The organism is Microbacterium zouquanmingi (genome assembly GCF_052266675.1).
Classification (GTDB): Bacteria; Actinomycetota; Actinomycetes; order Actinomycetales; family Microbacteriaceae; genus Microbacterium.
Window position 1 is genome coordinate 304,929 of sequence record NZ_JBQPRA010000001.1, and the last position, 23,519, is coordinate 328,447.

Sequence of the window (23,519 nt, forward strand, 5' to 3'; positions counted from 1 at the left end):
GCGTGCACCGGCGATGCTGTGAGATGCCGGTCAACCCGCGAAATCCTGGACGCAGGCATAGAGGCCGAACACCAGGAACACACCCGTCACGATGAACAACACCCAGGGAACCGGCCGCCGCAAGCGCCGCCCCCGGGCTGAGACACCAAGAGGACGGTTCGCAAATTCGGTGACCACGGATGCAGGACGCATCGAGTCATCCCCCGCCAAAGACCGCGCCGATGTTCGAAGGCGATCATCGCGCCATCGTTCCCACTGGTCGAGCCGTCGCGTGACCGCCTCGACCATGTTCGCGAGCCTCTCCCAGGTGAGCGGATCCGTCGTGACCACCGGCTTCTTGCTGTAGAGAAGCAGCCAGTCGTCCACGATCTCGACATCAAAGTGCGCAGCGCTGTCAATAAAGTGCACCATGACGTCAGGCGTGAAGAGATATAGGGCGTCAACCTCATAGTCGCTGGGGCAGTACAGCGTGAAATAGTCGTCGAAATCACCTTCGAGAGAGAGGCGCTGGTCTGTGTCGAAGCGGACCGGCAGGTTGCTGCGAAGTAGCGAGTTGTTCCCCACGGCGTCGAGAACGATGTGCGGAAGTGGATTCGCGAGTCGGATGGCCACATATCCCCAGCGATGCGTGATGTGGAACTTCCGGTAATCGATCGCATACGAATGGTTGCCGAACTCGACCGAGCGCCGCCCCCGCTCCCTCCGACCCCATCGCTCGTGCCCCTCCAGGAGGTCGGTGGTCTTGCGGTCCCGACCGACTTCGAAGATCACACCCGGCAGCGCTCGCGAGGTGCGGGGGGTGTAGCGCAGCCCGTTCGCCTTCGCGAAACCGGTGAGCCGGAACCTGCGGTGATCCTGAGTCCACCACCGGTGCAGGCCGAGTCCGATGATGCAGCCGGTGACGACCCACGCGCCCAGGATGAAGAAGCCGATGGGTACGGGAGCAAGAACGATTCCCAGGAGAATGAACAGCAGGATGCCGCAGTAACTCAGGCCGAGGATGGTGAGCAGGGTCGCGCGAAGCCAGGTCGGCCACCTCTCGCGGGTGCGGTCGATGAAGTCCCGCAGCTCGTGCCGATCGATCGGGTCGGTCAACGGGGCGGGTCGGAGCATGGACACCACGTTAGCGCGGGCGTCGGGCTGGCCTCCGGTTGTTTCGCGCCTTCCGGTTGTCTCTGTTCGCGACTAGCTCGCAACTCCGTTAGACTGCTGTGGTTGTCTGCCCATCGAACCGCATCAGGTGGCGAGAAGGGCGGGCACGTGCACACACCCTCCTGCTTTCGAGAGAGTCTCGAAAGCCGTTCAAGTCCGAAGGAGGTGGGTAAGTGACGCACCAGTACGAACTCATGGTCATTCTGAACCCTGAGGTCGACGAGCGCCAGGTTGCGCCCACGCTCGACAAGTTCCTGAAGGTCATCACCAACGATGGCGGTTCAGTGGACAATGTCGATGTCTGGGGCAAGCGCCGGCTCGCCTATGAAATCCAGAAGAAGACCGAAGGCATCTACGCCGTCGTCAACTTCACCGCTACCAGCGAGGCCACGCAGGAGCTCGACCGTCAGCTCAAGCTGAACGAGCAGATCATGCGCACCAAGGTCCTCCGCGCTGAAGAGGCACAGGCCATGGTTGCATCCGAGGCCAAGCGCTCCGAAGAGAAGGCTGCCCGCAAGGCTGCCAAGGCTGCGAAGGCCTGAGTCTCATGGCCGGCGAAACCGTCATCACCGTGGTGGGAAACCTCACGGCCGACCCTGAGCTGCGTTATACGCAGAACGGGCTGCCGGTGGCGAACTTCACCATCGCATCGACGCCGCGAACCTTCGACCGTCAGGCGAACGAGTGGAAGGACGGCGATGCGCTGTTCCTCCGTGCGTCCGTGTGGCGCGAGTTCGCAGAGCACGTGGCGGGTTCTCTGACAAAGGGCATGCGTGTTGTCGCGCAGGGCCGTCTGCGTCAGCGCTCCTACCAGGACCGCGAGGGAAACCAGCGCACGTCCATCGAGCTCGAGGTCGACGAGATCGGCCCGTCGCTGCGTTACGCGACCGCTCAGGTCACCCGCGCTGCTTCTGGCGGTGCCGGTGGCGGTGGCGGGCAGTCGCGTCCGGCTCAGCAGCAGCAGCAGGTGTCCGAAGAGCCGTGGTCCACGCCCGGTTCTTCGACCAGCGCCGATGCCTGGAGCACTCCGGGCAGCTTCGGCGACGACACCCCGTTCTAACGCTTCGACAGGCTCAGCGACCGCAGTCGCGCCTGACAACACAATCTCATTGATAAGGAAAAACCATGGCTGGAAAGTCGAGCGGCGACCGCCGCAAGCCGCGGAAGGGTGGCAAGCCCACCGCTCCCGCGAAGTCGATCCGGGTTGGCGTCATTGACTACAAGGATGTCGCAACCCTCCGTAAGTTCGTTTCGGAGCGTGGCAAGATCCGCGCCCGTCGTATCACCGGAGTTTCGGTGCAGGAGCAGCGTCTGATCGCCACGGCGATCAAGAACGCACGCGAAATGGCTCTCCTGCCCTACGCCGGCGCTGGCCGCTAAGGGGTGCTGACATGGCAAAGCTGATTCTCACGAATGAGGTCGCCGGGCTCGGAAGCGCCGGTGACGTTGTCGAGGTCAAGAGCGGGTACGCCCGTAACTACCTCGTCCCCCAGGGGCTGGCCACTGGCTGGACCCGTGGCGGTGCCAAGCAGGTCGAGTCGATCCAGGCTGCTCGCAAGGCACGCCAGATCCACGACCGCGAAGAGGCCGTGGCGCTCAAGGACGCGATCGAGGGCCAGAAGGTCCGCCTGACAGTCAAGGCCGGCAACGGCGGACGCCTGTTCGGCTCGGTCAAGACCGAGCACGTCGCCGATGCTGTCGCGACTGCCGGCCTCGGTGCCATCGACAAGCGCAAGGTGACCATCACCTCGCCGATCAAGTCGACCGGTGACCACGAGGCGACCGTGCGTCTGCACGAAGACGTCGTCGCCGTCATCACCCTTCAGGTCGTCGCAGCCAAGTAAGTCGCAACAACCTTCCGGAGAGCCTCCGATCCTTGCGGATCGGAGGCTCTCCGCTTTTTCGGCTGCCGACCACCGCGCTGTCTCCCAGGGCGGCGATGGCGTTGCCCGTCACGTCCACTGGAACAGCGACGGGTGCCACGACCTGAGTTCCGCTGGCAGTGCCGTCGGTCCCATCGGTCACGGCGTCGGGCAGCGGGGCGCTCAGCAACGAGACGGGAGAGTCCTGCAGCGCGCCGGCCACGGATTCGGTCACCGCGGGGACGACGTCGGTTCCGACACTGACGCCAGAATCGAGCGTCGAAGCGACCAGATAAGAGATGCCGTCGAGAGGGCCTCCCGGTGCCTCGTCTGCATGCGCGGTGCGGCCGTTGCTGGAACGGATGAGCGTGGCCCAGGCGAGCGCGCCGAGGGCGCGCCACAAAACCCCTGTGGGCATCTGACGGGATGCTGCGGCAGGCACGCTTACCTCCCCCTCGAAGCGAAATGGCTTCGGCGCGCAAGGCGCCGTGCCCTCGTCCGTACGCGCGCAAGTGGTGCGTGTCCAGAGTGTTTTAGCTGCTGACCGGCGTGTTCTCAGCCTCATCGGAAATGGACGCGCCCGAGAAAAATCGGGCTTGACTTCTCCCCAGGTTGTACACATCCGCTCGCGTCGAGCGAAACCTTCAATCAGTGATTTAAGCCGGATTTCATCCACAGGCTGGGGAAACTCTAAACCCCTGGTCATAAGCCGTTAACGTGAACGAAATTTTTACCCACCACAGGGTTATCCACATGCGTTCTACACAGACACTCCGAAGTTCTCCGCAATCTCTCCACATAGTTATCCACAGGCCGTCTTGCATGGGGATAACCCTGCTCGTACCGTGGACACGCGACGAGATGTCTGTGGTGCGTGATTCGCTTGCCCTGATCGCAAAAATCACTCCGCTGTCGCCGGGCTTGGGGGCCGCTGATACCTGAGCTGTCCGCATGTCAGCCGTACCCGAAGGGATCACAGTGTCGATAGCCGACATCTCGGAGGAACGTCTTGGTGGGCAGCGCAAACCCGAACGCGTACCGCCGCACGACCTCCTCGCTGAACAGAGTGCGCTCGGCGGCATGCTGCTTTCGAAGGATGCTGTCGCCGACGTGATCGAGACGCTCAAGGGCGCCGACTTCTATATCCCCAAGCACGAGCTCATCTTCGAAGCGATCCTCACCCTGTACTCGCACGGTGAACCCACCGACGTCGTCGCCGTCACTGACGAGCTCATCAAGACGGGCGAGCTCGGGCGGGCGGGCGGGGCTGACTACCTGCACACGCTCACCTCGATCGTTCCGACCGCGGCGAACGCCGGCTACTACGCCGGCATCGTCGCCGAGCGTTCCATCCTGCGCCGCCTTGTCGACGCGGGCACGCGGATCGTCCAGCTCGGATACGACGGGCAGGGCGACGCGACCGACCTGGTCAACAACGCGCAGGCCGAGATCTACGCGGTCTCCGGCACGCAGACCGCGGAAGACTACGTTCCGCTGACGGTCGCGGTGGATGCTGCGATGGAAGAGATCGAGGCAGCCAGCGGCCGTGACGGGTCGATGACGGGTGTGCCGACCGGGTTCAAAGAGCTCGATGAGCTGACGAACGGCCTGCACGGCGGTCAGATGATCGTCGTGGCAGCGAGGCCTGCTGTCGGCAAGTCGACGCTCGCGCTCGATTTTGCTCGTGCCGCTGCGATCGGCCACAAGCAGCCCGCAGTCTTCTTCTCCCTCGAAATGGGCAAGAGCGAGATCGCCATGCGTCTGCTCAGCGCAGAGGGCGCGATCCCACTGCAGCACATGCGCAAGGGATCGCTCGATCCGCGCGACTGGACCACGGTCGCTGCGACCCGCGGACGCATCAACGACGCGCCCCTCTTTATCGATGACAGCCCCAACATGACGCTGGTCGAGATTCGTGCGAAGTGCCGTCGCCTCAAGCAGCGCGAGGGCCTGCGGCTGGTCGTCATCGACTACCTGCAGCTGATGACGAGCGGCAAGCGCGTCGAGTCGCGCCAACAAGAAGTCTCGGAGTTCTCGCGTGCGCTGAAGTTGCTCGCGAAGGAGTTGCAGGTGCCGGTCATCGCACTGTCGCAGCTGAACCGTGGTTCTGAGCAGCGCACGGACAAGAAGCCGCAGATCAGCGACCTTCGTGAGTCCGGGTCGATCGAGCAGGATGCCGACATGGTAATCCTGCTGCACCGTGACTCGGTCTATGACAAGGACGTTCGACCCGGCGAAGCTGACCTCATCGTCGCCAAGCACCGTAACGGACCGACTGCGACGATCAATCTGGCGTTCCAGGGGCACTACTCGCGCTTCGCCGACATGGCGCAGGGTGGCGACTTCAACTAGCTAGTCATCAACCGACAGCGCCACGTTCTGAGTCGTCTGCGACAGGTCGGCGCTCGAAGTCACTTAGCGATCGCATTCGTGTTGGTTCGGTTACGCGTGCGATCGCAAGGTCATCGAGGGTGGCGAGTAGTCCGGCGGCGTCGCGATGCTGCCACGGAACCTGCGCATCGGCAGCGTGATCTCGATCATCATCTACGCGTTCATCGCGTTCATCGCCTGGGAGCGCGTCGGCGCGAGCTCACTGTTGCCTGCCGCGTTCACGCAGGTGGCGATGTGGGTCGTCTTCACGTACTTCGCGCTCGGCATCGTGATGAACGCGATCTCACGCAGCAAGTCAGAGCGTTACACGATGACGCCAGTGGTCGCCGTGCTCGCGATCGTCTCGCTGCTGATCGCGATGGGGCTCGGCTGACTCGCCACGATGAGGGGCGTCGCTAGGCATTTTCCACGTGGCAAGTTACAGTGAGATCGCTTCCGTAACCCGAACGCGGCAGCATCACACGTCGGCGACGCTGCCGCGAGAAGGATTTTGATGAGCACCCTGGCCCCCGCGCTCCCGAAGACGACTGATCGTCGACTCCTCACCTGGCTGTTCGTCATGAACGCCGCCCTGCTCACCTGCTATGCGGGGTTCATGGTCATCTTCATCCCCGACCAGGTGCAGCAGATCGACCCGGTGAACAAGGTCGCCAACCTCGCACTGGTCATGACCGCGGCATCCATCGGTGCGATCATCATCCACCCGCTGATCGGCGCCTTCTCTGATCGCACGCGCAGCCGGATGGGCCGCCGCGCACCGTGGATGGTCATCAGCGCCGCGACGGCCGCACTGTGCATGGTTCTGCTGTCCGGCGCGGGCGAACTCTGGACGCTCGGCATCTACTGGGTGCTCGTCATGCTCGCACTCAACTCGGTCGCCACCGCACAGGCCGCCATCGTGCCCGATCGCATCCCGCGGGAGCGCTTCGGCGTCGCATCCGGAATCCTGGCGATGGGCACGTTCGTCGGCATGGGACTCGGCGTCGCTGGCGCCGGGTTCTTCATCAACAGCATTGGGGTCGGATATGCGACCTTCGGCGGCATGATTCTCGTCGTCACCCTGCTGTTCACGATCTTCAACCGCGACTTCTCGTCGAAGAATCTCGAGCGACCGCCATTCAGCTGGAAGGAGTTCTTCGCGAGCTTCTGGGTCAACCCGCGACAGTATCCGGACTTCTGGTGGGCCTTCGCCGGCCGCTTTCTGCTGATCCTGGCCTACCAGAGCGTGCAGTCGTATCTGCTCTACATCCTGCGCGACTACATCGGCGTCTCCGATGCCGAATCCACCGCGCTCAGCATCCCGATGACCGCAGTGATGCTGGTCGGCGCTCTGGCGACGGCGTTCCTCACCGGGAAGATCAGCGACCGGATGCAGCGGCGAAAGGTCTTCATCATCGTGGCCTCCGCGATCATGGCAGCATCCCTCGCGATCCCGCTGTTCTCGCCGACTGTCGCCGGGATGTTCGCCCTCGCCATTACTTTCGGCCTCGGCTACGGCATCTACATGAGCGTCGACTCCGCCCTGATGAACGAGGTGCTCCCGAAGGCCGAGGCCGCGGCGAAGGACCTCGGCATCCTGAACATCGCAACGACCCTCCCGCAGGCCATGACGCCGGTGATCGTCTGGGCGCTGATCGCGATCACCGGCAGCTACACCGCCGTCTTCATCGCCGGCATCGTCTTCGCGCTCGCTGGCGCACTCTCGGTCATCCCGATCCGCAGCGTGCGATGAGCCGCCCCGACGTGCACGACCGTGAGATCACCTCACCGGTACGGCTCACAGATGAGCGTGGCCGGCTGGACGAAGCATCCGTCGGGTGGACGAGAAGCCAGCTGCACGACACCAGTCGCATCGGACGCGGCTGGTACGGCTGGGGACGCAACAAGCGCTGGGAGTACTGGGGCGTCGTCACTCCGACCCACATCTTCGCGCTCACGATCGGCGGACTCGATTACGCGAACGTGCGGCAGGTATGGGTGCTCGACCGCGAGACGCTCACCGAGATCGACGCCTTCGAGATCTCACCGCTGAGCCGTGGGCTGTCGATGACAGCCACCCACGGTACGGGGGTGAACACCTCGCGCGGGCGCACGATCGAGGTGCGTCTGATCGATTCGGATGCCGGGACGAGACTCCTCGCCCGCGCGCCGCGCGTGCAGGTCGATGTGCTCGCCCGGACCCTGCCGGGCCACGAGGCGATGGGGATCGCCTCTCCACCCAGTCGGATGCTGGCGGAGTACACCGTCAAGGACGTCGACAGGCCGACCACCGGCACGATCTCGGTCGACGGAGTCATGCACGACGCGACCGGGTTCGCGGTGCTCGATCATGCGCGCTCGCGCACGCCCTACGTCACCGACTGGAACTGGGGCGCTGCCGTGGGTGAGGTGGACGGGCGACGGATCGGCATCAACTTCGGCGGCTCGGGCCCTGACGGGACGCTGCTGAACGGCATCTCGCACACCGGTGTGACGATCGATGGCCGGGTGCACAAAATCCCCATGGCACTGACCTGGGAGTACGACCGCAGCGACTTCATGAAGCCGTGGCGGCTCTCGAACGAGCGCATGGACATCACATTCACGCCGTTCTTCGACCGCCATGCCCGCACAAACTTCATCATCATCTTCAACGAAGCCCACCAGTGCTTCGGCACATTCACCGGTCGAGTGCTGACAGACGAAGGTGAGTGGGTGAGCGTCGACGGCCTCGAAGGATGGGCCGAGGACGTTCGCAACCGGTGGTGACCGGACCGGACCGGTACTGTCATGGGCATGGGCGATCTTGATTACACCGGTCTCGTTGCAGCGCAGCGCTCCTACTACTTGACGGGGGCGACTCGGTCGGTGCAGTGGCGCAAAGCGCAATTGCATGCACTCGCGACGATGGTCACCGAGAACAGTGAAGCCATGTACGACGCGCTCTGGCATGACCTGCGTCGGAATCGCTACGACGCCGACCTCATGGACGTGGCGTACAGCGCGAAAGAGGCCCTGCATGCGCTGCGTCACATCGATGACTGGATGAAACCAGAAAGGGTGCCCACCCCCGTGATCATGGAGCCCGGCCACACGGAGGTGCGCCGTGACCCGCTCGGGGTCACCCTGATCATCGGTGCGTGGAACGAGCCGTTCATGCTCACTCTGGCACCGCTGGTAGCCGCGATCGCCGGAGGGAACACCGCGGTCATCAAACCTTCCGAAGTCGCAGTGGCATGCTCGAAGGTCGTCGCGGACATGATTCCCCGGTACCTGGATCCCCAGGCATTCGCGGTGGTCGAAGGTGCTGTTCCCGAGACGACAGCCTTGCTCGAGCAGAACTGGGACCTGATCTTCTTCACGGGGAGTCCTGGCGTGGGCAAGATCATCCACCAGGCGGCTGCCAAGCAACTCACCCCGGTCGTGCTCGAGCTCGGTGGCAAGAACCCGACGGTCGTGCATTCCTCGGCTGATCTTCGTACAGCGGCACGCAGGATCGCCTACATGCGATACATCAATGCCGGTCACATCTGCACGGCGCCCGATCATGTGCTCATCTGGCCGGAGGCGAAGGACGAGTTCCTCGATCACCTCAAGGACGCGATTCGCGAGTTCTACGGAGAGGATCCGCAGGCCAGCCCGGACTTCGGTCGCGTGATCAACGAGCGGACCTTCGATCGGCTCGCCGGATATCTGACGAACGGCACGATCGTCGTAGGCGGGCAGACCGACCGTGCAGACCGATACGTAGCGCCCACGGTGCTCGTCGGCGTGAGCGAGGACGATCCGGTGATGAAGGAGGAGATCTTCGGCCCGATCCTTCCTGTGATCGAAGTCGCCTCTGTCGACGAGGTGATCGACTGGGTGAACAGGCATCCCGAACCGTTGGGGCTGTACGTCTTCAGCAGAGATGAGCAGGTGATCGAGCGCATCCTCGACTCAACCGAGTCGGGGGATGCCGTCGTGAACGACTGTGCACTCCAGCCATTGATCCCCGAGCTTCCGTTCGGCGGCGTAGGCAACTCGGGGATGGGCAAATACCACGGAAGGTTCGGGTTCGAGGCGTTCACGAACGCACGCGGCGTCCTGTACCACGCGCCCTTCGTCGATCCCGATATCAAGTACCCGCCGTATGGAGAGCACAAGGGACTTCACGATATGATCGGGCGCTTGGCGCCGTAGAGCACAGTCACGACTCCGGCGGCTCCAGTGGCAGCTCCGGTCCGTGGTTCCATGCGAGGATCGCAGGCTGCTCGCGGTCGTAGCCGAGTACTGAAACGGATCCCGCACCGAAAGTGATGGATGCTCCGAACCGGGGAGCCTGCCGCAAGAAGACCGCGGCGAGGATCCGCAGATAGTGACCATGCGCTACGAGGGCGACGTCGCCTTCGGCCATCGCGGGGAGTACGCGGGTGAGCACGCGCGAAGCACGGGCCGCGACCTCTTCGACGGTCTCGCCAGGAGTCTCACCGCGGATGACGCCGTGCATGAACGCTGACCAGTTGTAACCGAGCTCCGCACGGATGTCTTTCGTGGTGCGCCCCTCGTACCCGCCGTAGTCCCATTCGACGAGCAGCGGATCGATCTCTGCGTCGAGTGTCGCGAGCTCGGCTGTGCGGCGGGCGCGCTGCAGGGGTGAGCTCAGAACGAGGCGGAAGTCGTACTCGCACACCAGCTCTCCGGCGGCGCGGGCGAGGTCTTCACCGTGTGCGGTGAGCGGAACGTCGGTGAGCCCGGTATGGCGCCCACTGCGCGACCACTCGGTCTCGCCGTGACGGAGCAGAACGAGTTTGCCCTGCGGGTTCTCTGGGGCGGGGCGATCGGGCAGCTGATCGGTGGCATCCACACGGCAACCGTACCGACTCGGGAGGTGCCGGTGGGAGCGGCCGCGCGGCGTGGAGCCGGTCAGCGCCTGAGCAGCTGCAGCCTGCTCGCCATGCGGTAGGCATCCGGACGCGCGGTGGTGCCGGATAGGAACGCGTCGAGATCGAGTGGCGAGACGAATGTCGTCGGAACGTCCGCATCGACCAGCACGTCGACGACGTTGATGAATCGCTGCTGAGCCTGGGCGTCAGCATCGGCGAACGCCGGGACGTCTGCGATGGCCCAGCTGGCGAACGACCGCCCCCAATCCAGGTATTCGATCGTCGACGTCGGCGTCTCACAGAGCTGCGCAAACGAGATCCACAGCTCGTCCGCACGCGCGGCGAGCACCGGAAATTCGCGGTCGCGCACCTGGATGGAGGTGGCCTCGTGCGCCTGGGGACGCACGGCCGACGTCGTCCAGGATCCACTGGCGAAGCCGCGGGAGTGATCGTGCGCGAGCGTGCGGTAGTCGATCGGTCCGTCGAGCTCGAAGGTCTCTGTATTCGCCTTGATCAGCGCGATTCCAGGCTCGAACAGGTGATGCCAGATGGGGTCCGGCAGCAGATCGTCCGGTGCATAGTTCGACGTCATGATCACGGTGAGATCTTGCCGGAACACATGTTCGAGCAGTCTCGTCAGCAGCCGTGCATCACCGGAATCGTGCACGTGGAACTCGTCGAAGAACAGCACCCTGCTGCGGCCGGTGATGTCGTCGAGCGCGTGCGCGACGGCATCCTGCACGTCTCCTTCTCGCCGAAGGCGGCGGTCATGGATGCTGCGGTGCAGCGAATCCAAGAATCCATGAAAGTGCACGCGGGTCTTGCGTTTCGTCGGAAGCGCCTCGAAGAACGTATTCGTGACCCATGACTTGCCTCGGCCCGCTGGGCCGTGGATGTAGAGGCCGCGCGCGCTCGATGAGCGCGCCGTCACACGTGAAAGCGCCTCGATCAGCGTGCGCTGGTCGTCGTCAAGGATGAAACCTGTCACGGACGGACGCGAACGGTTCGCCCCTCGACCGTCACGGTGTCGCCGTCGCGCAGCTGGCGGCCACGTCGCCGGTCGACCTCATCGTTGACCTGCACGTAGCCGTCGATGATCATCTCTTTGGCATCGCCGCCGGAGTCGAGGAGACCCGCGAACTTCAAGAACTGTCCGAGCCGGATGACCTCGCCCCCGATGGAGACGTCCTCGATCGGATCAGAGTTCGACATGTCTGAATGCTAGTCGACCCAGGACGCGAATCGCGCGGGGTTTGTAAAAGATTGACACAAACTCGATCATCTGCGTAACCTGCTTACATTCAGTCGCTGGTGAGTGGGGGGAGTCTCGTGGTCGAGATGGTCAAGTCGAAGCACGTCGATACCGGGTTGGCGCGGTTGGTCGCGCGTCCGGAGCTGATCGCGCCCGTGCCGACCGGAATCTGCACCAACTACACCGGCGTCACCTCCGATCTCCGTCGAGGTGTGGATGCCCTTACCGAAGCCGGTGTCGCCCTCAGCGCGATCTTCACTCCTGAGCACGGGTACTGGGGCGCAGTGCAGGCGGGCGAGAGCGACGGCGACGGCGTCGACGAGACGACCGGCATCCCCGTCATCGACACCTACCTCTGCGACGGCGAGCGCCTCGACGCGCTGCTGCGCGACTCGGGCGTGCAGCAGATCCTCGTCGACTTCCAAGACATCGGTGCGCGGTTCTACACGTACACCTGGACGCTGTTCGACCTGCTCTGCTCGGCTGCGCGCCTCGGCATCCGGATCGTCGTGCTCGACCGTCCCAATCCGCTCGGCGGGCGCGTGCGCACCGGCCCCGGCCTGGATGCCGCCTTCTCGAGCTTCGTCGGGCGTGTCTCGATCCCCGTCCAGCACGGGCTCACCCTCGGCGAGCTCGGCCGCTGGTTCAACGCCGTGCACGTTCCGGAGGCCACCGGCCGCGCCGCCGAATTCGAGGTCGTCGAGCTGGACGGCTGGAGCCGTGAACGGCAGCCTGCGGATGCTTCGTGGGTCATGCCCTCGCCGAACATGCCGACCCTCACCACTGCCACGGTGTTCCCGGCGATCGGACTGCTCGAGGGAACGACACTCTCCGAGGGCCGCGGTACCACCCGCCCGTTCGAACTGTTCGGCGCCAAGTGGACCGATGGGCGCCTCACCAGCGCGCTGAACGAACGGCAGCTGCCGGGAGTGACGTTCCGCGAGGCCGTCTTCCGGCCCACCTTCAGCAAATGGCACGGAGACGTCGTGCACGGATCCCAGCTGCACCTGAAGGACGCTGGTGCTTTCGACCCGATCACGACCGGCATCTCGGTGCTGCAGACCATCGCCGAGCTGTACCCGAGCGAGTCGCTGTGGCGTCAGGCAGAGCCGGGACGTCCGCAGTTCATCGACCTGCTGTGGGGTTCCTCGGCGCTGCGCGAAGGTATCGACTCCGGGGCGGACCAGCAGTCGATCCTCGCCCAGAGCCCCGCGATGCCCGACGTCCCGGCGTCCGCAATTCTCTACTGACCGACCCGCAATCCGAAGGACGAATTCTTGACCCCCCAGACGATCATGGCCGTTGGCGGCCACATCGGCGATATGGATCTCGCCGCCGGCCCCATCCTCGCTCAGAACGTCATCGACGGCGGACGCTCGGTCCTCGTCGCCCTCACGCCGGGCGAGCGCGGTCACCCCCGCATGCCGATGGCAGAGTACCGCGAGCAGAAGATCGCCGAGGCACGCGCGTTCGCCGAGGGCATCGGCGCCGAGGTCATCGTGTTCGACGACATCTCCGACGGCTTCCTCACCGCGGATGATGCCACCGCCGAGCGCCTCGCCGACCTGATCCGCGAGATCAAGCCCTCGATGCTGCTCGCGCACTGGAAGAACAGCATGCACACCGATCACGAGAACGCTTCTGTGCTCGCTGAGCGTGCGCGGTTCCTCGCCGGGCTCCCGGGCTGGAAGGACGAGACCGCACGTCACGGAATCGGTCGCCTGCTGTTCACCGATAACTGGGAAGACTCGATGGGGTACGACGCTGACACGTTCGTCGAGATCTCTGAAGAGGCCCACGAGAGGTGGACCGCAGCGATCAGCGGTCAGGCCTTCGCGCGCGGCGAGACCTACGGCTTCCGCTACATCGACTTCTACTCCGCCCAGATGATCAGCCGCGGATGCCTCGCAGGCGTGCCTTACGCGGTCGGGCTGTCGACCGGTCGCACCTGGGGCATGGCTCGGCTCGGCTGAGCCGCCGGCACTGCCAGATCCGCTGAACGAAGTACGGAAGGACTCCTCTTGCACGTCATATACCGCAGCCATCGTCTCGGCGACGCCGACCGCATCGCCGACCTCACCGCCCTCGCGATGCCGCGCGACGCGATCAGCGCCGACTGGTTCACCCACACGATCCTTCTTGACCCCAACTTCGATCCGGACGGCCTGATCGTCGCGACCGGCGATGACGATGAAGTACTCGGCTTCGTTTACGCCGTGCGTGCCGGACGTGGGATCGGCCCGGATCCGGACGGCGGCTGGATCACGATCGGTTGCGTGCACCCGGATGCCCGCCGCCACGGCATCGGCACCGAACTGTTGAACCGCGCCAAGGCATTCCTCTCTGCCAAGGGCGCGAAGTGGGTCAACTACGCCGCGTACCCGCTCGCGTACTTCGTGCCCGGATTGGATGCCGAGGCCTACCCGGATGCTGCGCGACTGTTCGAGCGCAACGGATTCGGTCGCCAGTACACGGCCGCCGCGATGAGCATCGATCTCGCCGACTACGCCATGCCCGATGACGTTCGCGAACTGCGTGCCACCCGTCTCGCCGAGGGCTACCGCTTCGGACCGGCGACCCGCGACGACCTGCCGGAGACCCTGACCTTCGCAGCCCAGCGCCTCGCACCCGACTGGGGCGAGGCCGTGCGCGACTCCGTGCTGCAGCACGGCCGCATCGACCGGGTACTGGTGGCACGGCATCCCGACGGCCAGATGGTCGGATTCGCCACCTACGGCGCCTACCGGGGTCTGCGCGAGCGCTTCGGCCCCTACGGCGTCGACGAATCATGCCGCGGAACAGGTCTCGGAAAGGTGCTCTTGCACGACACCCTCACCCGCATGCGCGCCGAGGGCGCGCAGAGCGCCTGGTTCCTCTGGACCGGTGAGGAATCACCCGCCGGTCACCTGTATCTCCGCTCCGGATTCCATATCACCCGCCGGTTCGACGTGCTCCGCGCCGACCTCGATCAAGACGTCCCTCTGTAATCACACGCAGTACCACGCACTGAAAGGCAGTCATGAAGGTTCCCAAGCTGTTCCGCCTCGCCGCAGTCCTCACTGTCGGCGCCCTGGCGCTGTCCGCATGCTCCAGCGGAGGTGACAACGCCGAAGAAGGCGGTGTCCAGCCGCTCACGATCCACGCGAACACCGCCACCACCTACCAGTCGAACTTCAACCCGTTCTCGCCCACGGCGCTGCAGGGCACGAAGGGCATGCTGTACGAGCCCCTGATGATCGCCACACCCATGAAGACTGGTGAGCTGCAGCCGTGGTTGGCCGAGTCGCTCGAGTTCAACGAAGACGGCACTCAGGCTACTTTCGTCCTTCAGGGCGACGTCACCTGGTCCGACGGCGAGGCATTCACTGCCGACGACGTCGCCTTCACGTTCAACCTCATGCGCGACAACCCCGCCGCGAACGCCGGTGCGTTCGACATCGCCGGCGCTGAGGCGACCGACGAGACGACCGTCGTCATCACGTTCAACGCGTCGATGTTCGCGTTCAAGGAGGCGCTGGCCAACACGATCGTCGTCCCCGAGCACATCTTCAAGGATGTCGACCCCGTCGAATTCACCAACGACGACCCCGTGGCCACCGGCCCCTTCGTGATGGGCAAGTTCGGCCAGCAGCTCTACACGCTCACCTCGAACGAGAGCTACTGGAACGCCGAAAACATCGAGGTCGAAGAGGTGCGGTACCCCGCATCCACCGACCAGACGTTCAACAGCTCGCTTCAGGCCGGCGAGTTCGACTGGTCCGGCGGCTTCGTCGCCAACATCGACAAGATCTACATCGAGAAGGACCCGGAGCACCGCGCCTACTGGTACCCGGGTGACGGCCTGGTGAACCTGCTCGTCAACACGCAGACCGCACCGTTCGACGACATCGCTCTGCGCCAGGCGCTGAGCCTCGCGATCGACCGCGACCAGCTCTCCGAGGTCGCGATGCAGAGCTACACGCCGCCGGCCAACCCGACGGGCCTGCCTCTGCCCGCATACGAGTCGGTGCTGAGCGACGAGTACGCTGACGCCGAGTTCGCGACCGACGCGGATGATGCCAACGCCATCCTCGACGAGGCTGGATACACCATGGGCGCCGACGGCGTTCGTGTCACTCCTGCCGGCGAGAAGATGTCGTATGCGCTGCAGATCCCCTCGAGCTACGTCGACTGGGTCACCATCTCCGGGCTCCTGCAGGAGCAGCTCGCCGAGGTCGGCATCGTGATCGAGCCGCAGGGCGTCTCGTTCGAAGCATGGCTTGAGGCGCGAGGCGCCGGAACCTACCAGATGACGATCGCCTCGGCGGCGATGGGCCTGACGCCCTACACGCTGTTCCGGTCGATGATGAGCTCGGAGTACGAGGTCGCGCCCGGCGAGAAGGCGCTGTCGAACTACAACCGGTACTACGACGCCGAAGCCGACGCGCTGCTCAGTGACTTCGCCTCGACCATCGATCCGGCTGCGCAGCAGAAGGCCCTCGACGGACTCCAGACGATCATGATCGACAAGCTCCCGGTCATCCCGATGCTGCAGTCGCCGAACTGGTTCCAGTACAACACCGTGCGCTGGGAGGGCTTCCCGAACGAGGAGGACCCCTACGCACTGGGTGCACCGTTCCAGTTCCCCGACAACCTCCTGGTCGTCACCAACCTCACACCCGCCAACTGATCCGCTGGTGGGAGCGGGGGCGCCGCAGTGCGCCCCCGCTCCGACCGTGATCCCTGACCGAGAGGTCGTCTCGCGTGAAGTACCTCCTGCGCAAGGTGATGCTGTACATCTTCATCGCCTGGGCCGCGCTCACGATGAACTTCCTGATTCCCCGGCTGATGCCGGGAGATCCCATCTCGCTGCTCGTCGAGAAGCTCAACGGCCGCATCGATCCTGCCGCCATGGGGGCGATCGCCAAGAGCTACGGCATCACCGATGACCCGCTGTACGTGCAGTACTGGAACTACCTCGTCGATCTCTCCCGCGGCGACCTGGGACTCTCGATCGGCTTCTTCCCCGTACCCGTTGCCGACATCGTCTGGGGCGCCATCCCCTGGACGATCGGTCTCGTCGGCATCACCACGGTCATCAGCTTCATCCTCGGAACAGGCCTCGGCGTCGTCCTCGCCTGGCGCCGCGGAAAATGGAGCGACCACGCACTTCCCGCGCTGACCTTCCTCAACGCCGTACCGTACTTCTGGATGGCACTGATCCTCGTGCTCATCTTCTCGGTCAACCTCGGCTGGTTCCCCGTTTCGGGTGCCTACGACCCGATGGCCACACAGGGCTGGAACTGGGAGTTCGTCGGCTCGGTGATCTACCACGGCATCCTGCCTGCGGTCACGATCGTGCTCGCCTCGTTCGCCGGCTGGGTGCTCGGAATGCGCAACATGACCGTCACCGTGCTCGGTGAAGACTATGTGACGATGGCCGAGGCCAAGGGCCTCCCCAAGCGCATGGTCATGCTCAACTACGCCGCCCGCAACGCGATCCTTCCCTCGATCACGGGCTTCGCCCTCTCGCTCGGCGCGGTCGTGGGCGGTTCGATGCTCACCGAGGTGATCTTCAACTACCCCGGCGTCGGATACACGCTCTTCGAGGCGGTCAGCAACCAGGACTTCCCCCTGATGCAGGGACTTTTCCTCATCATCTCCCTGGCGGTGATCGTGGCGAACCTCATCGCCGACATCGTCTACGTGTTCCTCGATCCGCGTACGCGGCAGGAAGGCTGACCCATGAAGATCTCTCAGTTCATGCCGAAGTCCGGCAAGGTCCTCGCGGGCCTCATCATCGTCATCTTCTTCGTGCTGCTCGCCGTGTTCGGGCCGATGCTCACGTCATACTCGCCGCAGACGAGCAGCGCGGATCTGCTGCAGCCGCCATCGGCCGAGCACTGGTTCGGCACCACGCAGACCGGACAGGACGTCTTCGCCCAGTTCGTGTACGGCGCCAGGATCTCGCTCGGCGTCGGCATCTTCGCCGGCATCATCTCGCAGATCGTCTCGGTGATCGTCGGTGTCGTCGGCGGATACTTCCGCGGTATCAGCGACGACCTGCTCTACATCCTCACCGCAGTCTTCCTCGTCGTCCCCGGCATGCCGCTTCTGATCGTGCTGACCGGCTACCTGCCATCCCGCGGCATGATCTCGGTGGCGATCGTCATCGCGATCACGTCATGGGCCGGGTCTGCGCGCGTGCTGCGCGCACAGACCATGTCGCTGCGCCGCCGCGAGTTCATCGAGGCAGCCAGGGCCACCGGCGAATCGCGAACCCGCATCGTTCTCGCGGAGATCATGCCCAACGCCCTTCCGCTGATCGCATCGGGCTTCCTGTTCTCTGTGATCGGTGCGGTGCTCGCTGAAGCAGGCCTGTCGTTCCTCGGTCTCGGGTCGCTCACGACGACGAGCTGGGGGTCGATGCTCTACTTCGCGCAGAGCTCGCAGGCCTTCCTGTTCGGCGCATGGTGGTGGTTCGTGCCTCCCGGACTCGCGATCGCGATCATCGGCGCGGGCCTCGCGCTCATCAACTTCGGAATCGACGAATACTCCAATCCGCGTCTACGCACCGGGAAGAGCCGTGCGAAGGCCGCCCCCGTCACGCGCACGGCATCGCTCAGCACCGTCGGTGCTGCGGCAGCCGCCGGCTCCGAGACGGTGACGGTCGCGACACTGCCGGATGCTACCGATGAGGCGCCCGACCATGTCGACGAGCCGAAACCGGACTTCCCGCCGCAGTTGCGCCCGATCACGGTGCCGGGCGAGCCGATCATCGACGTGCAGAACCTCAAAGTCGATTACCCGACGGCCGAGCAGCTCGTGCACGCGGTCGATGACGTCTCGATCACGCTGCACCGTGGCGAGCTGCTGGGGCTGGCGGGTGAATCCGGCAGCGGCAAGTCGACGCTCACCAACGCGATCACGCGGCTGCTGCGCAGCCCCGCCGAGGTCACGGGTGGTTCGATCACGTACCACCGCAAGATCAAGCCGCGCGGCGGCGAGGCAGAGAAGACCGTGGACGTCGACCTGCTGTCGATCCCGGCCGAAGAGCTGCGTCGCTACCGCTGGGACGAGATCGCGATCGTGTTCCAGAGCGCCATGAACGCTCTGAACGCGGTGACCCGCATCGGCGAGCAGTTCGACGATGTGCTGCGCGTGCACCGGCCGAAGATGAAGCCCGCCGAGCGCAGGGCGCTCGCGCGCACCATGCTCGAGAAGGTCGGCATCGACGGTGACCGCATCACCGCCTACCCGCACGAGCTGTCCGGCGGCATGAAGCAGCGCGTCGCCATCGCGATCGCACTGGTGCTCGAGCCCGACGTCATCATCATGGACGAGCCGACCACAGCGCTCGACCTGCTGATCCAGCGCGAGGTGCTCGAGCAGATCATGGCGCTGCGTGACGAGTTCGGCTTCGCGATCATCTTCACCACGCATGACCTGTCGCTGCTGCTCGAGGTCTCCGACAGCATCGCCATCATGCAGCGCGGGAAGCTCGTGGAGTATGGTCCGGCACTCGAGGTCTACGGTGACCCGCGGCATCCGTACACGAAGAACCTTCTCGCCTCACTCGCCGACTTGGGAGCACTCGTATGACCGACGCATCCGTCCCGGTTTCCGAATCCGATGCCCAGTCGGGCCGCGTCGTCCTCGAGGCGCGCGACCTGGTGAAGGAGTTCCGCACCGACAAGCGCAAGGGGCTGTTCGGGCGCGAGATGTTCCGGGCGGTCGACAACGTCTCGCTCGAGCTGCGCGCAGGACAGGTCACGGCGCTGGTCGGTCAGAGCGGGTCGGGCAAGAGCACAGTGGGACGCCTGCTCGCCCAGCTCATGCCGCTGACCAGCGGGCAGATCCTGCTAGATGGCACTCCCATCTCGGCGAACCGAGGCCGCGCGTTCATCGAGTACACGCACACCGTGCAGATGACGCTGCAGGACCCCTTCGCGTCGCTGAACCCGCTGCACCGCGTCAGCTACACGCTCGGTCGCGCGCTGCGCATCCACGGCGGACGCATGTCGGATGCCGAGGCGGAGGAGCGCAGTCTCGCACTGCTGCGCAAGGTCGAGCTGTCACCGCCAGAACGCTACCTGCACCGCTTCCCGCACGAGCTCTCCGGAGGTGAACGGCAGCGCATCTCGTTCGCCAGGGCGCTCGCCGCGAATCCCAAGGTGCTCCTCGCCGATGAGCCGGTGTCGATGCTCGACGTCAGCATCCGCAAGGAGATGCTCGACCTCATCGACAACCTGCGCATGACCGAGAACCTCGCCGTGCTCTACATCACCCACGATCTGGGTTCCGCGCGCGAGTACTCCGCGGAGACACTCGTGATGTATCACGGCAAGGTCGTCGAGCGCGGCCCGAGCCGCCGGGTGATCGACTCGCCCGAGCACGAGTACACGCGCCGGCTGCTGGCTGCAGCCCCCAACCCCCGCAAGAGACTGGCCAGGTGAGCGTGTTGGATCGACCAGGGCTTCTGGCCACCGAGCAGATCGACGAGCGCTATCGCGACCTGGACACGATGCCGACGCTGGACGCCATGCGGGCGATGAACGAGGCCGAGGCGTCGGTGCCTGCCGCGATCTCGGCCGCGCTGCCCGCGATCGCGGCCGTGGTGGACGCGGTGGCCGAGCGACTCGCCGCGGGAGGACGCTTGCTCTACTTCGGAGCCGGGACGTCGGGGCGACTGGGTGTCGTAGATGCTTCGGAGTGTCCGCCGACGTTCCACTCCGATCCGCAGCAGGTGCAGGGCGTGATCGCCGGCGGCAAGAGTGCCATGTTCCAGGCCGTCGAGGGTGCGGAGGATTCTGTCGAGCTCGGTGCCGCCGCGGTGGCTGAACTCGAGGTCACCGAGCGCGACGTCGTCTTCGGGATCGCCGCGAGCGGACGCACGCCGTTCGTGCTCGGCGCTGTGCGCGCCGGCAGGGCTGTCGGTGCGCTCACGGTGGGGCTCTCGTGCAACACAGGATCATTGCTCGGTGCCGCGGTCGATATGCCGATCGAGGTCGCGGTCGGGCCCGAGGTGCTGTCGGGATCGACGCGATTGAAGGCGGGGTCGGCGACCAAGCAGGTGCTGAACATGGTCTCCACCGGAGCCATGATCCGGATCGGCAAGACGTACGGCAATCTCATGGTCGACCTGTCGGTGAGCAACGCGAAGCTGCGCGATCGTGCGGAGCGCTTGGTCACGGCGGTCACCGGTGCGGACGCGGTGACGGCGGCTGCCACACTGGTCGCGTCAGGACTCAGAGTGCCGGTGGCGTCGGTGATGATCGTGCGCGGAGTCGACCGGGATGCTGCGGAGGCGCTTCTTGCGGATGCCGGCGGCCGCCTCAGCGGGGTGCTGCGGGGCTGACGCTCAACTCCGACCGCGCAGCACGCGGGCTGCGTGCTGCGCCGTTGCGCGCGACGCACCGTAGGTGAGGAGGGCGCGTCGGGCAGCGGGCGCGCCATCGGCGGGCCACCCCGCGTAGATCACGATCGTGTCGGGGCGCACCGCGAGCACGGCGTCGAGGACCGATGCTTCGAACGCGCTGCTCTGCGGCTGATTGACGATGAGTACAGCATCATCCGCTCGCTCGGCGATCACGGCAAGGGCTCGCTCGGCAGCATCCGCCTCGCTCAGACCACCAAGGGAGATGCGATCGGCCGGCATGTGCTCGCGCAATGCGAGCGTGAAGAAGTCCGCGGCGTCGCCGACCGCGATGTTCCGCTTGGTGCGCGCGTCGATCATCACGGCGGCGTCTCCTGGCAGACGCACGTCACCGATCACGATGGCGGCCCGTTCAGCGAGGGGCGCGCCGTCGAAGGGCTCGGGACGAGCGACTGCGGCGGGCTGTCGGCGCCGCCACTCTGCGAGCTCGGCGATGCGTGCGGCTGCCTCCTCGACTCGTGCGACCGGGAGCGCACCGGATTCGAGAGCGTCGTAGACCGCGTGCAACGGCTCGAGGAACTCTCGCTGGTCGGTGTTCATCCCGTTGACCTGCTCATTCGTGGCGGGATTCCCGATGCAGATGAGGTCTGCTCCCGCGGCCAGGGCCGCGACCGCGCCGGGTCCGCTGCCGAGGGTGCCACTGATCGCCGCCATATCGACGGCATCCGTGATGAGCACCCCCTCGAAACCGAGCTCCCGCGCCATCGCGAGCGTAGTGCTGTTGATGGTCGCGACCGCATCACCCAGCGCAGGTACGCGGATGTGCGCGCTCATCATGGTCTTCGCACCCGCCTCGATCGCTGCTGCGAACGGCGGAAGATGGATGCTGCGCAGCTCGTCCACGGAGATGTCGGAGGTCGCGACGGCCAGGTGGGAATCCGTGACGGTGTCGCCGTGTCCGGGGAAGTGCTTCGGGCAGGCAGCGACGCCGGCGCTTTGGATGCCGCGCACGTAGGCGGCGGCGTGGCGGGCGACGACCGCGGGGTCTGCGCTGAATGAGCGCACGCCGATCACAGGGTTGCGCGGGTTCGAGTTGACGTCGACGGTCGGCGCGAGGTCGATGTCGATCCCGGCAGCAGCCACGAGTGCTCCGATCCAGGCGGCGGTGCGCTCGGTGGTCTCTACGTCATCGATGCGTCCGAGCACGGCGTTGCCAGGTGCTGACGACCCGGTGGCCGCCTCCAGCCGCGTGACGATGCCGCCTTCTTCGTCGACGCCGATCAGTGCGCGCGGGTTCGCCTGGTGGATGCGCTCAGACAGCTCGACGACAGCGTCGGGGAATGCGGGATCGAGGTTGTGCTCGAAGTAGACAGTGCCGGCGAGCCCGCGATCGAGCGCGCGCAGGAGCCAGTCCGGGGCAGCGGTGCCGTGGAATCCCGGCCACAGCACACTGTGGGCGAGTCGGCTCAGATAGGGGTCGGGGAGGCGGGCAGACATCGGCGATCCTTCTCAGTTCAGTGTCCGTACGCGATCGTGCTGATCGCGTGGCGCAGGTCCGTGGCATCGGCCAGCGAACGATTCGGGTGCACGCGATTCGTGAGCAGGGCCACTACGAGATCGTGCTCGCGATCGACGAGCAGCGAGGTGCCGACGAAGCCGGTATGCCCCCTGGCCCCTGTGCCGGCGTCACTCATCCAGGTGCGCTGTCCGATGCGCAGTCCGAGGCTCTGACCGTAGCCGAGGTTGTGCTCGACGGCTGCCGCGTTCGGTCCGATCAGCCGGGGGAGCTGGTCCTCCCAGAGCAGGGCGGCGAACTCTGGCCTGAGTACGTCGGGCAGACCGGCCAGCAGCGCGGAGCCGAGCGCGGTGAGATCTGCCACCGGGGCGAACAGTCCGGCATTGCCGGCGGCACCGCCGAGTGCGCAGGCGGTCTCGTCGTGCACGACGCCGCGGATCATGCCGCGGCCGAGTTCAGGCTGGAACTCGGTGGGTGCGGTGCGCGCGGCATCCGGGGTGAGGGTTGTGCGCTCCAGACCGAGCGGCGCAAGCACGCGTTCGCGCACGATCTGCGACCACGACGCCCCGGTCGCCGCTTCGGCGGCGGCCATCGACGTGATGTAGCCGAGGCACGAATACACCTTGTCCGTGCCTGGTGCGCGGTCGAGGGGGAGTGAGAGGATGCCGTCGAGGAGCGCGGATCGATCCGGGGTGACCCAGCGGGGGTCATCGGTGCCGAACCCCTGCACCGCGTGCTGGATCGTGAACGGATTCACGGGGGGCAGACCTGCCGTGTGACTGAGCAGGTGTGCGAGGGTGACGTCTGATCTGACGCCATTGCGGAAGCTCGGCAGCCACTCGCCCACGCTCGCGTCGATGTCGACGATGCCCTCGTCGGCGAGGCTGAGCAACGCGATCGACGTGAAGACCTTCGAGACGGACGCGAGGTCGTAGACCGTTTCGGAGGAGACCGGGGTGCGCTGATCGAGCGGGATCGGCGCGCCGGCGTCGTCGTGAGATGCGAGGTCGCCCGCGGTCGCCGTGACGGTCTCGCCGGCGATGGTGACCTGACACACCGCTCCTGGGGTGACGCAGGCCTCGACGGCCTGCGCGAGCGCGGCGCCCAATCGAGACGAGAGGGCGGCATCGGCGCCGGTCATCAACAG

At 65.4% G+C, this 23,519-nt stretch carries 24 protein-coding genes; 17 read left to right on the top strand and 7 right to left on the bottom strand.

The annotated features are described in order from the left end of the window. Positions 1 to 30: 30 nt before the first annotated feature. The gene (locus tag ACTU6V_RS01485; RefSeq protein WP_443474716.1) at positions 31 to 1,113 is read right to left on the bottom strand and encodes a hypothetical protein; all 1,083 of its coding nucleotides are present in this window, start codon (positions 1,111 to 1,113) and stop codon (positions 31 to 33) included. A gap of 212 nt (positions 1,114 to 1,325) precedes the next feature. Between ACTU6V_RS01485 and rpsF the strand changes: the two genes are divergently transcribed. The 4 genes from rpsF (at position 1,326) to rplI (ending at position 2,996) form a co-directional block, all read left to right on the top strand. After that, on the top strand, positions 1,326 to 1,694 hold the full coding sequence (gene rpsF / locus ACTU6V_RS01490) for a 30S ribosomal protein S6 (RefSeq protein ID WP_417509527.1): 369 nt from the start codon (positions 1,326 to 1,328) through the stop codon (positions 1,692 to 1,694). A gap of 5 nt (positions 1,695 to 1,699) precedes the next feature. Then, positions 1,700 to 2,212 carry a single-stranded DNA-binding protein gene (locus tag ACTU6V_RS01495; protein WP_443469935.1) on the top strand — a complete coding sequence of 171 codons (513 nt, stop codon included), beginning with the start codon at positions 1,700 to 1,702 and terminating at the stop codon, positions 2,210 to 2,212. Between the two features lie 65 nt (positions 2,213 to 2,277). Next, positions 2,278 to 2,532, top strand: coding sequence for a 30S ribosomal protein S18 (gene rpsR / locus ACTU6V_RS01500; protein WP_017829850.1), 255 nt, complete (start codon positions 2,278 to 2,280; stop codon positions 2,530 to 2,532). A gap of 11 nt (positions 2,533 to 2,543) precedes the next feature. Continuing rightward, positions 2,544 to 2,996, top strand: a complete 453-nt coding sequence (gene rplI, locus ACTU6V_RS01505) for a 50S ribosomal protein L9 (protein ID WP_417509523.1) — start codon at positions 2,544 to 2,546, stop codon at positions 2,994 to 2,996. Here the strand turns inward: rplI and ACTU6V_RS01510 are convergent. After that, the gene (locus ACTU6V_RS01510; RefSeq protein WP_443474717.1) at positions 2,968 to 3,456 is read right to left on the bottom strand and encodes a chaplin family protein; all 489 of its coding nucleotides are present in this window, start codon (positions 3,454 to 3,456) and stop codon (positions 2,968 to 2,970) included. The two genes, rplI and ACTU6V_RS01510, sit on opposite strands and share 29 nt — an antisense overlap. Before the next feature lie 536 nt (positions 3,457 to 3,992). On the opposite strand from ACTU6V_RS01510, the gene dnaB reads away from it, so the two are divergent. The 5 genes from dnaB (at position 3,993) to ACTU6V_RS01535 (ending at position 9,566) form a co-directional block, all read left to right on the top strand. Further along, positions 3,993 to 5,366 carry a replicative DNA helicase gene (gene dnaB / locus ACTU6V_RS01515; protein WP_443469956.1) on the top strand — a complete coding sequence of 458 codons (1,374 nt, stop codon included), beginning with the start codon at positions 3,993 to 3,995 and terminating at the stop codon, positions 5,364 to 5,366. Positions 5,367 to 5,511: 145 nt separating this feature from the next. Further along, positions 5,512 to 5,778, top strand: a complete 267-nt coding sequence (locus tag ACTU6V_RS01520) for a hypothetical protein (RefSeq protein ID WP_443474718.1) — start codon at positions 5,512 to 5,514, stop codon at positions 5,776 to 5,778. 120 nt (positions 5,779 to 5,898) lie between these two features. Further along, positions 5,899 to 7,137, top strand: a complete 1,239-nt coding sequence (locus tag ACTU6V_RS01525) for an MFS transporter (RefSeq protein WP_443474719.1) — start codon at positions 5,899 to 5,901, stop codon at positions 7,135 to 7,137. Further along, positions 7,134 to 8,153, top strand: a complete 1,020-nt coding sequence (locus tag ACTU6V_RS01530; protein WP_443474720.1) for a DUF2804 domain-containing protein — start codon at positions 7,134 to 7,136, stop codon at positions 8,151 to 8,153. Before ACTU6V_RS01525 ends, ACTU6V_RS01530 begins: the two co-directional genes overlap by 4 nt. A 27-nt stretch (positions 8,154 to 8,180) precedes the next feature. After that, entirely contained in the window at positions 8,181 to 9,566 is a 1,386-nt protein-coding gene (locus ACTU6V_RS01535) for an aldehyde dehydrogenase family protein (protein ID WP_443474721.1), read from the top strand. Positions 9,567 to 9,573: 7 nt separating this feature from the next. Here ACTU6V_RS01535 and ACTU6V_RS01540 read toward each other — a convergent pair whose 3' ends face one another. From ACTU6V_RS01540 to ACTU6V_RS01550, 3 genes are read right to left on the bottom strand one after another with little or no spacing between them, the layout of a single operon-like run. Then, positions 9,574 to 10,230, bottom strand: a complete 657-nt coding sequence (locus tag ACTU6V_RS01540; RefSeq protein ID WP_443469780.1) for a histidine phosphatase family protein — start codon at positions 10,228 to 10,230, stop codon at positions 9,574 to 9,576. Positions 10,231 to 10,289: 59 nt separating this feature from the next. Continuing rightward, on the bottom strand, positions 10,290 to 11,237 hold the full coding sequence (gene zapE / locus ACTU6V_RS01545) for a cell division protein ZapE (RefSeq protein WP_443474722.1): 948 nt from the start codon (positions 11,235 to 11,237) through the stop codon (positions 10,290 to 10,292). Next, positions 11,234 to 11,461, bottom strand: a complete 228-nt coding sequence (locus ACTU6V_RS01550) for an RNA-binding S4 domain-containing protein (protein ID WP_443469782.1) — start codon at positions 11,459 to 11,461, stop codon at positions 11,234 to 11,236. Before ACTU6V_RS01550 ends, zapE begins: the two co-directional genes overlap by 4 nt. Before the next feature lie 126 nt (positions 11,462 to 11,587). Between ACTU6V_RS01550 and ACTU6V_RS01555 the strand changes: the two genes are divergently transcribed. The 8 genes from ACTU6V_RS01555 to murQ all read left to right on the top strand — a co-directional run bounded on the left by ACTU6V_RS01555 (position 11,588) and on the right by murQ (position 20,838). Further along, on the top strand, positions 11,588 to 12,751 hold the full coding sequence (locus ACTU6V_RS01555) for an exo-beta-N-acetylmuramidase NamZ family protein (RefSeq protein WP_443474990.1): 1,164 nt from the start codon (positions 11,588 to 11,590) through the stop codon (positions 12,749 to 12,751). Positions 12,752 to 12,778: 27 nt separating this feature from the next. After that, positions 12,779 to 13,474, top strand: coding sequence for a PIG-L deacetylase family protein (locus ACTU6V_RS01560; RefSeq protein ID WP_443474723.1), 696 nt, complete (start codon positions 12,779 to 12,781; stop codon positions 13,472 to 13,474). Between the two features lie 48 nt (positions 13,475 to 13,522). Further along, a complete protein-coding gene (locus tag ACTU6V_RS01565) occupies positions 13,523 to 14,488 on the top strand; it encodes a GNAT family N-acetyltransferase (protein WP_443474724.1) in 966 nt (321 codons plus the stop codon). 32 nt (positions 14,489 to 14,520) lie between these two features. Continuing rightward, complete coding sequence (locus ACTU6V_RS01570) at positions 14,521 to 16,170, top strand: ABC transporter substrate-binding protein (RefSeq protein ID WP_443474725.1); 1,650 nt, start codon at positions 14,521 to 14,523, stop codon at positions 16,168 to 16,170. Positions 16,171 to 16,244: 74 nt separating this feature from the next. Next, positions 16,245 to 17,222, top strand: a complete 978-nt coding sequence (locus ACTU6V_RS01575) for an ABC transporter permease (RefSeq protein ID WP_443469787.1) — start codon at positions 16,245 to 16,247, stop codon at positions 17,220 to 17,222. Positions 17,223 to 17,225: 3 nt separating this feature from the next. Beyond that, the gene (locus ACTU6V_RS01580; RefSeq protein WP_443469788.1) at positions 17,226 to 19,082 is read left to right on the top strand and encodes a dipeptide/oligopeptide/nickel ABC transporter permease/ATP-binding protein; all 1,857 of its coding nucleotides are present in this window, start codon (positions 17,226 to 17,228) and stop codon (positions 19,080 to 19,082) included. After that, positions 19,079 to 19,936, top strand: a complete 858-nt coding sequence (locus tag ACTU6V_RS01585; RefSeq protein WP_443469789.1) for an ABC transporter ATP-binding protein — start codon at positions 19,079 to 19,081, stop codon at positions 19,934 to 19,936. The genes ACTU6V_RS01580 and ACTU6V_RS01585 overlap by 4 nt, the downstream gene beginning before the upstream one ends. Next, the gene (gene murQ / locus ACTU6V_RS01590; RefSeq protein WP_443474726.1) at positions 19,933 to 20,838 is read left to right on the top strand and encodes an N-acetylmuramic acid 6-phosphate etherase; all 906 of its coding nucleotides are present in this window, start codon (positions 19,933 to 19,935) and stop codon (positions 20,836 to 20,838) included. Before ACTU6V_RS01585 ends, murQ begins: the two co-directional genes overlap by 4 nt. A gap of 3 nt (positions 20,839 to 20,841) precedes the next feature. Here the strand turns inward: murQ and ACTU6V_RS01595 are convergent, their stop codons facing one another. Continuing rightward, entirely contained in the window at positions 20,842 to 22,353 is a 1,512-nt protein-coding gene (locus ACTU6V_RS01595; protein ID WP_443474727.1) for a glycoside hydrolase family 3 protein, read from the bottom strand. Between the two features lie 17 nt (positions 22,354 to 22,370). Continuing rightward, positions 22,371 to 23,513 (bottom strand): serine hydrolase domain-containing protein, encoded by a 1,143-nt coding sequence (locus tag ACTU6V_RS01600; protein ID WP_443474728.1) that lies wholly within the window; start codon positions 23,511 to 23,513, stop codon positions 22,371 to 22,373. Positions 23,514 to 23,519 lie beyond the last annotated feature (6 nt).